Source organism: Pseudoxanthomonas sp. 22568 (assembly GCF_052044485.1).
Taxonomy (GTDB): domain Bacteria; phylum Pseudomonadota; class Gammaproteobacteria; order Xanthomonadales; family Xanthomonadaceae; genus Pseudoxanthomonas_A; species Pseudoxanthomonas_A beigongshangi.
This window is the reverse complement of record NZ_JBQENC010000013.1, coordinates 116,467-127,368: the sequence shown is the minus strand read 5'-3', so window position 1 is coordinate 127,368 and position 10,902 is coordinate 116,467. Positions and strand designations below refer to the sequence as shown.

The window sequence follows — 10,902 nt, the reverse complement described above, 5'->3', positions numbered from 1 at the left end:
TGGACGGCGGAGCGGGCGTTTCCTCAGAACTTCATCGTGAACTCGGCGCCGACGGTGCGCGGTTCGTTGATGAATCCGGTCAGGTTGTTGAAGTCGATCGCGCCGACGATGCGGGTCTGGTCGGTGATGTTGCGGCCGAACAGCGCCACTTCGTAGTCACCGTAGTTCCAGCCGTAGCCGATGCGCAGGCCGCCTTCCAGCGAGGACTTGCCGGTGAATTCCACCGACTCGTACAGGAAGAAGTTCACTTCGCTGCGATAGGCCCAGTCGGTGTAGAAGTACAGCTCGGCGCCGTCGCCCATCGGCACGCTGTAGCGCGCGGTCAGGTTGTGCACCCACTTCGGCGCCTGCGGCAACGGATTGCCGTTGATGCGGGCAAAGCCATTGACGATCGGATCGGTGACTGTGCAGCCGCCGCCGCAGGGCGCGACGCCCAGGTCGGCGTCCTTGATCTCGGTGTCGTTGTAGCTGCTGCCGAAGGTCACCAGCAGGTTGTCCAGCACGTAGGCTTCCAGATCCAGCTCGAAGCCCTGGCCGATGGTCTTGTCGGCATTGAGCAGATTGGCCTGGTTGGTACCACCGCCGACCGCGATCAGCTGCTGGCCGTCGACGTTGTAGCGGAACACGTTGAAGCCCACGCGCGCGCGCTTGTCCCACAAGTCCGCCTTGACGCCGGCCTCGTAGGAAATCACTTCCTCCGAATCGGCCTTGGTCACGGTGCCGAAGGCTACGCGGCCCTGGATCGACGGCGCGCGGAAGCCCTTGGCGACGCGGGCATAGAAGTTCACGTTGTCGTTGAACGCATAGACCGCGCTGCCATCCCAGCTGACATCGTCCACGTCGGTGTGCTCGCGGAACGGACCGCCGACCGGCGAACCACCGGGCACCGCCTGCAGCACGCTGGCGCTGAAGTCCTTCTTGTCCTGCGTGTAGCGCACGCCGCCGCGCAGCTTCAGCTTGTCGGTAGCCTGGTACTCGCCGGAGGCGAACACCGCCCACGCCTTGTTCTCCTGCTCCTGGATCGCGTGGCCGCTCTGCGGATTGCTCGAGGCCAGCGAGTCGTAGTTGAAGCTGTCGATGCGGATGTCTTCCTTGAACCAGAACAGGCCGGCCTGCCAGTTGAACTTGCCGGCGTAGTCCGATTCCAGGCGGAACTCCTGGGTGAGCTGCTTGTGGTGCGGCAGGCCGTCGGCCGATTCGGACGGGAAGCGCGCGCCGATCAGCGGCTGGCCGGCGTCGATGCCGTCGGCCGGATTGAAGTCGAAGGTGTAGACGTAGCCGCCGTCGATGTCGCCGCGGTTGAGCGATTCGGCGGTCTCGTAACCGGTGATCGAGTACAGGTTGTAATCGCCCAGATCCCAGCGCAGGCGGGCGCTGCCGCCCCAGGTGTCGAGCTCGGAGAAGTTCACGCCATCCGTGTACATCTTGTCCTTGTCGAAGCCCGGCACGAAGTCATTCGTGCCGGGCTTGATGATGTTGGCGCGGAACAGGCGGGCGGTGCCGTTGAGGTGGCGCTTGTGCAGGTTGAACAGGCCTTCGAACGCGTCGCCCTCGTACAGGAACTGCACGCGCGCGGCGGATTCGTCGTAGCCCTCGGCGCCGCGATCCGGGCCGGCCGGGTTCTGGTTCGTCACCCAGTCTTCCTTGCGCTGGTACAGCGCCGACACGCGCGCGGACCAGCGCTCGCTCAGCGGACCGCCGATGGCGCCCTCGAAATTCCACATGTTGTCGCTGCCGTAGGACAGCTGGGCATAGCCGTCCAGCTCGCGGGTCGGCTTGGCCGATTCGAACTTGACCACGCCGGCCGGGGTGTTGCGGCCGAACAGCGTGCCCTGCGGACCGCGCAGCACCTCGATGCGCTCCAGATCGAAAATCGGGAAACCCTTCAGCAGCGGGCTTTCCTGGACCACTTCGTCGTACACCAGCGAGACCGGCTGCGAGGCGTTGAGATCGAAGTCGGTGTTGCCCAGGCCGCGGATGTAGAAGCGCGGGAACGCGCGGCCGTAGGAGGATTCGATGTTGAGGCTGGGCACCCGCGCGGAGAGGAAGCGGATGTCGTTGCCGCCGGAGCCGAGCACGTCCAGCTTCTCGCTGCTGACGCTGGAGATGGAGACCGGGACGTCCTGGATGTTCTCGACCTTGCGCTGCGCGGTCACCTGCACGGTGTCCAGCGTGGACGCTTCGGTCTTGGGAGCGGGGGTGGCCGCTTCCTGGGCGAGCACACTGCCGAACGGCAGCAGCGCGGCGATGGCGAAGGCAAGGCGGTGCGGCCGCACGGCGGTGGAGCGGAGTCGGGACATGGCGATGGCTTTCCGGTGGGTGGTCGGGAGCGGCGGGCGCCGCCTAGCATGCGAATGTTGCATTACAGCAACAGGCGGGGCAATGGCCGGAAGTCCTGTTCATGCCGAAGGTAACGGCAATCCCGCCGCCCCGCGATGGCGGTCGCGTTCCGACCGTACCGGGCAGGACTTCCGGGTATGTCGCGGCAGGGGCCGCGCGGCTAGACTCGCGGCTCTTTCCACCCCCGGACACCCTCATGAGCCAGTGGTATTTCCATAGTCCCAATGATCAGCAGCGGGTCGGTCCGCTGGACGACGAAGCCGCCCGCCGCCACGCCCAGCTCAACCCCGGCGCGCTGGCCTGGCGCGAGGGCATGCGCGAGTGGAAGGCGGTGCGCGAGGTGCCGGAACTGGGCGGCGCCGCCAGCACCCCGCCGCATGTGCCGCCGCTGCCGGGTTCCGGCGGACGCCGCGGTGCCGACGAGATCGATTTCCGCATCGTCGGCCACGACATGCAGTTCGTCGAGGTCGAGCTGGATCCGGGCGAGAGCGCGATCGCCGAAGCCGGCGCGCTGATGTTCAAGGACGGCACGGTGCAGATGGATACCGTGTTCGGCAACGGCTCGCACAGCGGCCAGGGCGGCGGCTTCATGGACAAGCTGCTGTCGGCCGGCAAGCGCGTGCTGACCGGCGAGAGCCTGTTCACCACGGTGTTCACCCATACCGGCACGGGCAAGGCCAAGGTCGCGTTCGCCGCGCCCTACCCCGGCACGGTGCTGGCGATGAAGCTGGACGAGCACGGCGGTCGCCTGATCTGCCAGAAGGACAGCTTCCTGGCCGGCGCGCGCGGCGTCAGCGTGGGCATCCACTTCCAGCGCAAGATCCTCACCGGCCTGTTCGGCGGCGAGGGCTTCATCATGCAGAAGCTGGAAGGCGACGGTTGGGTGTTCGTGCATGCCGGCGGCACCGTGGTCGAGCGCGAGCTGCAGGCCGGCGAGCGCATCGACGTGGACACCGGCTGCGTGGTCGCCTACCACGCCAGCGTGAACATGGACGTGCGTCCGGTCAGCGGCATCAAGAGCATGTTCTTCGGCGGCGAGGGCGTGTTCCTGGCCACCCTGACCGGTCCGGGCAAGGTCTGGATGCAGTCGCTGCCGTTCTCGCGCCTGGCCGGCCGCATGCTGCAGGCGGCGCCGCAGGCCGGCGGGCAGGCGCGCGGCGAAGGCTCGGTGCTGGGCGGGCTGGGCCGGATCCTGGACGGCGACAACAGCTTCTGAGCAGGCACCGGCGGCGGGAGCGCAACTACTCCCGCCGTCCCCGGAGCCGGCTGGCTGGGACAGGCTCGGGCGGCCGGAGCCGCCGGTTGGAAGCCATTGAACCGCCGCGCGGTATCCTGCGCCGTCGATTTCCACTCCACCTGCACATTCATGAATCCGCTCCGCCCTCGCCTTTCCTGGCTGCTGCCGCTGGTGCTGCTGGCCGCCTGCGGCGGCAACACCCGGCCATCGCCGCCGCCCGCCGCGGTGGCGCCGGTCGCGCCGGTACCGCCACCGCCGCCGGTGAAGGTCGGCATCGCCCTGGGCGGCGGCGCGGCCAAGGGTTTCGCCCACATCGGCGTGATCAAGATGCTCGAGGCCAACGGCATCCAGCCGGTCGTGGTCTCCGGCACCAGCGCCGGCAGCGTGGTCGGCGCGCTGTACGCCAGCGGCATGGATCCGTTCCAGATGCAGAAGCAGGCGTTCGCGCTGGACGAAACGAAAATCCGCGACGTGCGGCTGTTCTCCGGTGGCCTGGTGCAGGGCCAGGCGTTGCAGGACTACGTCAACGATCTGCTGGGCAAGCGCCCGATCGAAAAGCTGAAGAAGCCGTTCGCCGCCGTCGCCACGCAGCTGGAAACCGGACAGCGCACCGTGTTCGTGCGCGGCAATGTGGGCCAGGCGGTGCGCGCCTCCAGCAGCATCCCCGGCGTGTTCGAGCCGGTGGTGATCGGCAAGTCGACCTACGTCGACGGCGGCGTGGTCAGTCCGGTGCCGGTGGATGCCGCGCGCCAGTTGGGCGCGGACTTCGTGATCGCCGTGGACATCTCCACCAAGGCGTCCGGCACGCGGCCGGGCAGCATGCTCGGCATCGTCAACCAGTCGATCACGATCATGGGCCAGAAACTCGGCGAGCAGGAGCTGGCGCGCGCGGACATCGTCATCCGGCCACGGGTCAACGAGATTGGTCCTGCGGATTTCGAGCAGAAGAACAATGCGATCCTGGAAGGCGAGCGCGCGGCGATGGCGGTGATGCCGCAGATCCGCGAGAAGCTGCAGCGCGTGCAGCGCGAGCGCCTGGCCGCGCACACGGCGAAGACTGCGCCGGTCGTTCCGCCCAAGCCCGCGGACTGCGACGACGAGGGATTCCGCCTCGGCAAGCTGTGGGGCGGCAAGAAGAAATGCGAGTAGAGCGGAGCTTGCTCCGCTGAGCGTTTCCGGACCGGCGCCAATGCCGAGCAAGCTCGGCATCTACATGATGCCGCGTACCCGCCGCTACGCCACCGCGCGTGCCAGGTTTTCCTTTGCGCGGGTTTCCAGCCGGTCGTGGAAATATGGCGTCGTGTACAGTCGTGGCCGCTCCAGGAATCCCTGCAGGATGGCGCGCCGCTTGCGCCGGAACAGCCAGCCGGGCACGAAGGCGTATTCACGCCGGATCTGCGCTTCGTATTCGGCGAAGCGCGCCGTGTCCGCACCGAGGATGCCCAGATCGATATCCACCAGCAGCTGCGCGTCGGCATCGGAGGGAACCGCGTCGTGCCGGGTGGCCATGATCAGCGCATGCACGCGATCCGCGACCGCGCGTTCCACCTCCGCGTCCAGCAGCGCCTCACGCGCCCAGTCCGCGCTGCGTGCCTCGTTGTCGGATCGCTTCACGTCGTAGATGGCGTCGTGGAACCACAAGGCCAGCGCGATCTCATCGGGATGTGGCGCCAGCGCGCGCGCCTGGTCGAAGGCCGCCAGGCATTCGCCGAGGTGTTGCAGCGTGTGGTAGTGGCGATGCGGTTCCTGGTAGCAGGCCAGCAGCCGCTCGCACCACGCCAGGCCATCGCCGACCGCGCCGACGCCGCGCCATGTGCGCTGCCAGGACGATTGCAGATGCTGTTTCATCGTGCGGAGTCTACGCCTCTTGCCCACGCGTGATCCGCCCGCATCTCTGCCATCGAATCCCCCGCCGGAGTTCCCGCCGCATGTCCGTTTCCTCCCCTGCCGACCTGGCCGCCATCAACCACAAGATCGTCGCCGCGGGCGAAGTCCTGCCCGCGGTCACCCTGAAGGACGGCAGCCGCGTGCAGACCGGTACCGTGGCCACGCTGCTGCACAACATCACCCTGTACAACGCGGGCGAACGCGGCCGGGTGGAAACCGAACTGGCCGCCGCCATCCCGACCCTGTTCAAGGTCGGCCTGTTCGACCTGTTCCCGCCGGCCGAATGGATCGCCGGCGACAATCCCGGTCGGCGCCACGTGGGCGAACTGGCATTGGCGCACCGGGACGGCGCGCGCGTGGAAAGCGGCGACGCGTGATCGCGCGGGAGACGCCATCCGTCTAGAGCAGGCGGATCCATTGCCGCAGCACGGCTTCGAACGCGGCCTGGCGACGGCGCAGATCCGCCATGTCGGCGAAGGCCGCCCGCGCGCGATCCGGTCCCAGCCATTCCAGCAAGCCGTCGGGATCGTCAATCGCGGGTTTTCGCTCCGGCGCCCGCGTCTTCGCGCCCAGATGCAGGATCACGCCGATGCCCTGTTTCGCACGCAGGTGGGTGGTGGCGAAGTATTCGTCCAGGCGCCAGCTCGGCGCATTCCATTTGACGCCTTCGGCGATACGCGCGTCCACGCCGGTGATGATCCGGCGCAGCGCTTCCACTTCCGCCTTGCAGGGATGATCGAGCGCGGCCATGTAGGCATCGACGGCGTCCGTGGTGTCGGTGGTCTTGCGGTGCATGGCGGCGACGCTCCTGTCACCCGGGATCGGGCCCGCGGATTATTCCTGTTCCCCCCGGCGCAGGTCATGCTGCGCCCGCGCTTCGGCCAGTGCGGCCTGGTGGCGCTCCGCCCAGCGGTCCAGTCCGAGCAGCGTGCGGTCCAGCGAACGCCCCAGGTCGGTCAGGCGATATTCCACGCTCGGCGGCACCGTGCCATGGTCGATGCGTTCGATCAGGCCGCTGCGCTCCAGTTCGCGCAGGTTCTGGGTCAGCACTTTCTGCGACACCCCGTCGATGCGCCGAAGCAGCGCGTTGTTGCGCACCGAGCCGCGCGCCAGTTCGGTGAGGATCGGCAGTGCCCACTTGCCCGCGAGCAAGGCCATCACCGCCTGCGACGGACAGGCGCCGTTTGCGGTTTCCGGCTGTTCCGGCAGGGCTGGCTGAGCGCTGTCCACAGGCACCTCGAAGTGCGTACTTGTACGGTAGCCAGTGTGTGGTCAGGCTGGGCGCCCTTCAAGTGAGCCGGAGTCCGCGATGGCGTGGTGGCTGCTGATCCTTGCCGGCCTGATGGAAATCGTCATGGCCGGCGCGCTCAAATCCGCGCAGGGATGGACGCGTCCCCTGCCCGGCGTCATCGGCATCGTCGCGGCGCTGGTCAGCATCTTCCTGCTGACCCACGCCATCCGTGATCTTCCCACCGGCACCGCCTACGCGGTGTGGACCGGGATCGGCGCAATCGGCGTCGCCGCGCTGGGCATCTTCGCCTACGGCGACAGCCCGTCGCCGGCGCGGTTGGGCTGCATGGCGCTGATCCTGCTCGGCATCATCGGCCTGCGCTGGCTGGAAGCGTAGGAGGCGCGCCTACGGTTCGTAGTCGTCCAGGTACACCGGCGGCAGCACTTCGGCCTCATGCAGCCATTCGCGCACCGTGGGCCGGGACAACAGGCGCTCGCTCCAATCGACGGCATGCGGCCAGGCGCTGGCGTCGACATCGTGCGCGAACAATCGCCACAGTACCGGCACGAACGCCAGATCCGCCAGTGACAGCGCACCGCACAGATAGGGCCCACCGCTGTGCACCAGCGCCTGCTGGCAGGCGGCCAGGATGCGTCCGGCCTCGGCCTGTTCCTGCGCGGTCATGCGCCGCCGTTGCGGATAGAAAGCGCTTTCGAACGACAGCCGGCCACACAATCCGGACAGGCCCGAATGCACCCAGGCAAGCAGCGCGCGCGCCCGTGCCCGATCGCGGATGTCGGCGGGCAGCAGCGGCGAGGCCCCCAGTTCACTGGCGTATTCCATGATCGCGAGCGAGTCATGGATGACGACGTCATCATCCACCAGCACCGGCACGGCGGCCGGCGGCGAGAACACCGCGATGCGGGCGAGGTTCTCGAACCGCTGCGGCTTGCGGATGTCGACGATGCGTTCTTCGAACGCGATGCCCTGTTCGCGCAGCGCCAGCCACGCGCGGAACGCCCAGCTGGAGGCGTTGCGGGTGCCGCTGTAGAGGATGCGGCTCATGCGCCGAGGTCGCCGTAGGGTCCGGCCACGACCACGACATAACCATCCGGATCACGCAGCCAGATCTCGCGATGCTGCGCGTTCGGATTGACCTTCGGTCCTTCCAGCACCTCCGCACCGGCCTGTTCCACGCGCCGGATCGCGGCATCGAAGTCATCGGCCAGGAACCACAGCAGCACACCATTGCCGGGCGCGATATCCGGCTGGCCCAGATGCGGATGCGCATGCGCCTCCCAGCGGTGCAGTTGCAGGATCATCTCGCCGTCGGCCATCAGCTGTTCGTATTCATCGCCGCCGTGACCGCTGTCCAGGCCGAGCGCGGCCTGGTACCAGCGCCGGCTGGCCGCGACGTCGCGCACCGCGATCAGTGGCTGCGGTTTCATGCCGTCGCCTGTGCCAGACCATGGCCGCCGACGGGCGCGGTCTCGAAATATTCGCCGAAGCCGGCGATCAACGGCTTGGCGCGGGCAATCACCTGCTGCACGGCCGGCAACGACAGGGAAGCCTTGTGGCTGGCGGCGCTGTCCCAGACCTCGGTGATCCAGATGCCTTCGGCGTCGGCCGGGTCGCGGGCGACGATGTAGCTCAGGCAACCGGGCATGGCGCCGACTTCCTCCAGCATCAAGGCGATCAGCGCTTCGCGCTGGCCGTCCACCGCTTTCATCTTGCCAATCAATCCGTACATCGGGGGTTCTCCATGGAGATGGGCCGGCAGTCGTGCGGATACGAGCATTAGTGCCGCGCCGGTCCCGGCCAACAGATCGCGGCGTTTCATTTCACGGCTCCGAAGGCTTTCGATCGGAGGGATGGTTCACGCCATCCTCGACCGGCACCTCGCCCAGCGCGAACGGGTTGACGCCGTCCAGGCAACCGACGTTGTAGCCGTATTCGTTGGGATCGGAGCGGCGCTGGTGATGCGTGTAGATGCCGCAGCGCGAACAGAAGTAGTGCCGCGCGACCTTCGTGTTGAACTGGTACAGGGTCAACACGTCCCCGCCCTGCACCACCCGCAGGCCGGATAGTGGCACCGAAGCGACGATGGCAGCCTTGCGTCGGCACAGCGAGCAATCACAGCGACGCGGTTTGACGATGCCGTCCGGCAGATCCAGTTCCAGCACCACCGCGCCGCAATGGCAGCGCGCGCGATGCGTGGCCTGGATGGGTACACCGCCGACTTCCCGGATCATGCCGTGCCTGCCTCTCGTTCCGACGCGCCGCGCCGCGGGGACGCCAGTTTATTACGATCGTGATGAGCGACGTGGTGGCGCATCAGGTATGGGTCAACATCAACCGATAGCCATCCGGATCGGCCAGCGGGAACTCGCCCCGCGGGCAATAGAACGGATAGCTCATCGGATCGACCGGCCACCCCTCGGCGCCCAGTCGCGCATGCACCGCCGCGATATCGTCAAAGTACAGATAGAACAGGATTCCCTGCTTGCCCGCATCGACCGGCTCACTGGCCTTCGTCAGCATCAGCTGCCCTGCCCCGCCCTCCAGCCAGGCCCACACCGGCGCGCCATCGTCGTCGGCACCGCCCGGTGCATGAGTGTTGCGTAGCTCGAAACCCAGCCGCGAATAGAACGCCAATGAACGCGCCATATCGGTGACCTGGAGCATCGCGACCAGGTTGCGGGGCGGAACCGGAGGTGGAGCGCTCATCTCGGACTCCCTGCAGCGCATGCGGCGTCAACGCTTGAAGTCGGTCGGACGCTCGAGCTGGTAGATGGCGTCCTGGACATCATCCAGCTTCGCCACCAGCGCGGCCTGCGCGTCGTACAGGCCGCGATTGTAGTAATAGGCGCCGACCTCCCGGGAGAAGAAGTCGAGCAGGAACTCGGCGTCGAACCGGCCGATGGCCTGTTTCAGCTCTTCACTGAAGTACAGCTGGATCCGATTGACGATCAACGCCTTCTCTTCCGGGGAAAACTGGATTTCGCTCATTGGTGTCCGCATCACTCTTCGAGGCGCGCGACCCGCACCGGCGGGATCGACTCACACCACCATCATCACGCAACCGGTCTCACGCAATGCGATCGGCATGCTCGCGCGGTTCCCGCGTCATGCCTTTGCATCGGCTTCCGGCGGCTCCAGCGCCCGGAACATCACGTACGCATCCACCCAGCCCAACCGCTCGTGGCGGAACGCGCCGGGCAGTGTCCCGACGATGTCGAAACCGAGCCGGCGATAGAGTTCCACCGCGCCCCCGTTGGTACTGACCACGTAGTTGAACTGGATGCCACGGAACCCGGCGGCGCGTGCACGGGCCAGGCTGTGCTCGACCAGTCGCCTGCCCACCCCCCTGCCCTGCATGGCGGGCGCGACCGCGTAGGTGGCGCTGGCGACATGCGCACCCCGTCCGGCGTGGTTGGCCCCCAGCTTGTACATGCCGATCACCTCGCCGCCCTGCTCCGCCACCGAGGCGGCATGGGCGCCGAACCAGTGCTCGCGAAAGGTGTCGCGATCGAAACCCTCGTCGAACGGCAGTGCGTCGCCCGGCGCGATCACCGCGCGGAAAATCGTCCACATGGCGTCGAGGTCGCCGGTCGTGGCGGGCCGGATGTGCAATGTGTCCATTCAATCTCCCGGGAGCGTTCTCATGCCTTCGGCAGCGGCCAGCCACCGAAGGCTTTCACGGTGCGCAGCACGAAACTGGAATTCACGTCGGCGACGCCGCTGGCGTCGAGCAGCTTGTCCAGCAGGAAACGCGAGAAGTGTTCCAGATCCTGCACCACGACGTGCAGCAGGTAGTCCATGTCGCCGGTCAGGGCGTGGCAGGTGACCACTTCATCCCAATGCTGCACGTTGTCGGCGAACAGGGCGATGCCGCTCTGGCCATGCTTCTCCAGCTGCACGCGCACGAACGCCTGCAAGCCCAGGCCGACGCTCTGCGGTTCCACCCGCGCGGCGTAGCCGGTGATGACCCCGGCCGCTTCCAGCCGCTGGATCCGGCGCAGGCAGGCCGAGGCCGACAGGTTCACCTGGGTGGCGATGTCGGAGTTGGGGGCCCGGCCCTGCTGCTGCAGCAGGGCCAGCAGGCGCAGGTCGGTCCGGTCCAGAACCAGGGAATCGGCCATTTGTTGCCTCGTAACATGTTTTTACGCAACAAGATTGCGCCCAAGGCCCCTGCACACGCAACTTT

16 protein-coding genes are annotated in these 10,902 nt (G+C 67.3%); 4 read left to right on the top strand and 12 right to left on the bottom strand.

All coding sequences use genetic code 11. The features are described from left to right. Window positions 1–23: 23 nt before the first annotated feature. A complete protein-coding gene (locus ACTJI2_RS16090) occupies window positions 24–2,300 on the bottom strand; it encodes a TonB-dependent receptor (protein ID WP_440842711.1) in 2,277 nt (758 codons plus the stop codon). 236 nt (window positions 2,301–2,536) lie between these two features. Between ACTJI2_RS16090 and ACTJI2_RS16085 the strand changes: the two genes are divergently transcribed. Together ACTJI2_RS16085 and ACTJI2_RS16080 are read left to right on the top strand one after the other, a co-directional pair. Then, entirely contained in the window at window positions 2,537–3,556 is a 1,020-nt protein-coding gene (locus tag ACTJI2_RS16085; protein WP_192198257.1) for a TIGR00266 family protein, read from the top strand. Between the two features lie 150 nt (window positions 3,557–3,706). After that, window positions 3,707–4,726 (top strand): patatin-like phospholipase family protein, encoded by a 1,020-nt coding sequence (locus ACTJI2_RS16080; protein WP_440842710.1) that lies wholly within the window; start codon window positions 3,707–3,709, stop codon window positions 4,724–4,726. 84 nt (window positions 4,727–4,810) lie between these two features. Here ACTJI2_RS16080 and ACTJI2_RS16075 read toward each other — a convergent pair whose 3' ends face one another. Next, a complete protein-coding gene (locus tag ACTJI2_RS16075; RefSeq protein ID WP_440842709.1) occupies window positions 4,811–5,425 on the bottom strand; it encodes an HD domain-containing protein in 615 nt (204 codons plus the stop codon). An 80-nt stretch (window positions 5,426–5,505) separates the two neighbouring features. Here ACTJI2_RS16075 and ACTJI2_RS16070 point away from each other — a divergent pair, with 80 nt between their 5' ends. After that, window positions 5,506–5,841: a DUF7709 family protein gene (locus tag ACTJI2_RS16070; RefSeq protein WP_183639899.1), complete on the top strand. Its 336-nt coding sequence runs from the start codon at window positions 5,506–5,508 to the stop codon at window positions 5,839–5,841. Between the two features lie 22 nt (window positions 5,842–5,863). Here the strand turns inward: ACTJI2_RS16070 and ACTJI2_RS16065 are convergent, their stop codons facing one another. Both ACTJI2_RS16065 and ACTJI2_RS16060 read right to left on the bottom strand, forming a co-directional pair. Further along, the gene (locus ACTJI2_RS16065; RefSeq protein ID WP_440842708.1) at window positions 5,864–6,259 is read right to left on the bottom strand and encodes a DUF1801 domain-containing protein; all 396 of its coding nucleotides are present in this window, start codon (window positions 6,257–6,259) and stop codon (window positions 5,864–5,866) included. 39 nt (window positions 6,260–6,298) lie between these two features. After that, window positions 6,299–6,694, bottom strand: a complete 396-nt coding sequence (locus ACTJI2_RS16060) for a winged helix-turn-helix transcriptional regulator (protein WP_440842707.1) — start codon at window positions 6,692–6,694, stop codon at window positions 6,299–6,301. 79 nt (window positions 6,695–6,773) lie between these two features. Between ACTJI2_RS16060 and ACTJI2_RS16055 the strand changes: the two genes are divergently transcribed. Further along, entirely contained in the window at window positions 6,774–7,091 is a 318-nt protein-coding gene (locus tag ACTJI2_RS16055; protein WP_183639895.1) for a DMT family transporter, read from the top strand. Between the two features lie 9 nt (window positions 7,092–7,100). Here the strand turns inward: ACTJI2_RS16055 and ACTJI2_RS16050 are convergent, their stop codons facing one another. The 8 genes from ACTJI2_RS16050 to ACTJI2_RS16015 form a co-directional block, all read right to left on the bottom strand. Next, entirely contained in the window at window positions 7,101–7,760 is a 660-nt protein-coding gene (locus ACTJI2_RS16050; RefSeq protein WP_440842706.1) for a glutathione S-transferase family protein, read from the bottom strand. After that, a complete protein-coding gene (locus ACTJI2_RS16045) occupies window positions 7,757–8,143 on the bottom strand; it encodes a VOC family protein (RefSeq protein WP_440842705.1) in 387 nt (128 codons plus the stop codon). The genes ACTJI2_RS16050 and ACTJI2_RS16045 overlap by 4 nt, the downstream gene beginning before the upstream one ends. Further along, on the bottom strand, window positions 8,140–8,445 hold the full coding sequence (locus tag ACTJI2_RS16040) for a putative quinol monooxygenase (RefSeq protein WP_440842704.1): 306 nt from the start codon (window positions 8,443–8,445) through the stop codon (window positions 8,140–8,142). Before ACTJI2_RS16040 ends, ACTJI2_RS16045 begins: the two co-directional genes overlap by 4 nt. 91 nt (window positions 8,446–8,536) lie before the next feature. Beyond that, a complete protein-coding gene (locus tag ACTJI2_RS16035; RefSeq protein ID WP_440842703.1) occupies window positions 8,537–8,947 on the bottom strand; it encodes a GFA family protein in 411 nt (136 codons plus the stop codon). A gap of 82 nt (window positions 8,948–9,029) precedes the next feature. After that, window positions 9,030–9,422, bottom strand: coding sequence for a VOC family protein (locus tag ACTJI2_RS16030; protein WP_440842702.1), 393 nt, complete (start codon window positions 9,420–9,422; stop codon window positions 9,030–9,032). A 27-nt stretch (window positions 9,423–9,449) separates the two neighbouring features. Next, window positions 9,450–9,704, bottom strand: coding sequence for a DUF2164 domain-containing protein (locus ACTJI2_RS16025; protein WP_440842701.1), 255 nt, complete (start codon window positions 9,702–9,704; stop codon window positions 9,450–9,452). A gap of 117 nt (window positions 9,705–9,821) precedes the next feature. After that, window positions 9,822–10,337: an N-acetyltransferase family protein gene (locus ACTJI2_RS16020; RefSeq protein WP_440842700.1), complete on the bottom strand. Its 516-nt coding sequence runs from the start codon at window positions 10,335–10,337 to the stop codon at window positions 9,822–9,824. Between the two features lie 20 nt (window positions 10,338–10,357). Continuing rightward, a complete protein-coding gene (locus ACTJI2_RS16015; protein ID WP_192198266.1) occupies window positions 10,358–10,837 on the bottom strand; it encodes an Lrp/AsnC family transcriptional regulator in 480 nt (159 codons plus the stop codon). Window positions 10,838–10,902 lie beyond the last annotated feature (65 nt).

Coding starts and splice junctions, on each gene's coding strand:
- ACTJI2_RS16085 (WP_192198257.1), top strand. CDS start 2,537: ATGAGCCAGTGGTATTTCCATAGTCCCAATGATCAGCAGCGGGTCGGT.
- ACTJI2_RS16045 (WP_440842705.1), bottom strand. CDS start 8,143: ATGAAACCGCAGCCACTGATCGCGGTGCGCGACGTCGCGGCCAGCCGG.
- ACTJI2_RS16025 (WP_440842701.1), bottom strand. CDS start 9,704: ATGAGCGAAATCCAGTTTTCCCCGGAAGAGAAGGCGTTGATCGTCAAT.
- ACTJI2_RS16040 (WP_440842704.1), bottom strand. CDS start 8,445: ATGTACGGATTGATTGGCAAGATGAAAGCGGTGGACGGCCAGCGCGAA.
- ACTJI2_RS16080 (WP_440842710.1), top strand. CDS start 3,707: ATGAATCCGCTCCGCCCTCGCCTTTCCTGGCTGCTGCCGCTGGTGCTG.
- ACTJI2_RS16075 (WP_440842709.1), bottom strand. CDS start 5,425: ATGAAACAGCATCTGCAATCGTCCTGGCAGCGCACATGGCGCGGCGTC.
- ACTJI2_RS16065 (WP_440842708.1), bottom strand. CDS start 6,259: ATGCACCGCAAGACCACCGACACCACGGACGCCGTCGATGCCTACATG.
- ACTJI2_RS16035 (WP_440842703.1), bottom strand. CDS start 8,947: ATGATCCGGGAAGTCGGCGGTGTACCCATCCAGGCCACGCATCGCGCG.
- ACTJI2_RS16055 (WP_183639895.1), top strand. CDS start 6,774: ATGGCGTGGTGGCTGCTGATCCTTGCCGGCCTGATGGAAATCGTCATG.
- ACTJI2_RS16015 (WP_192198266.1), bottom strand. CDS start 10,837: ATGGCCGATTCCCTGGTTCTGGACCGGACCGACCTGCGCCTGCTGGCC.
- ACTJI2_RS16050 (WP_440842706.1), bottom strand. CDS start 7,760: ATGAGCCGCATCCTCTACAGCGGCACCCGCAACGCCTCCAGCTGGGCG.
- ACTJI2_RS16030 (WP_440842702.1), bottom strand. CDS start 9,422: ATGAGCGCTCCACCTCCGGTTCCGCCCCGCAACCTGGTCGCGATGCTC.
- ACTJI2_RS16090 (WP_440842711.1), bottom strand. CDS start 2,300: ATGTCCCGACTCCGCTCCACCGCCGTGCGGCCGCACCGCCTTGCCTTC.
- ACTJI2_RS16020 (WP_440842700.1), bottom strand. CDS start 10,337: ATGGACACATTGCACATCCGGCCCGCCACGACCGGCGACCTCGACGCC.
- ACTJI2_RS16070 (WP_183639899.1), top strand. CDS start 5,506: ATGTCCGTTTCCTCCCCTGCCGACCTGGCCGCCATCAACCACAAGATC.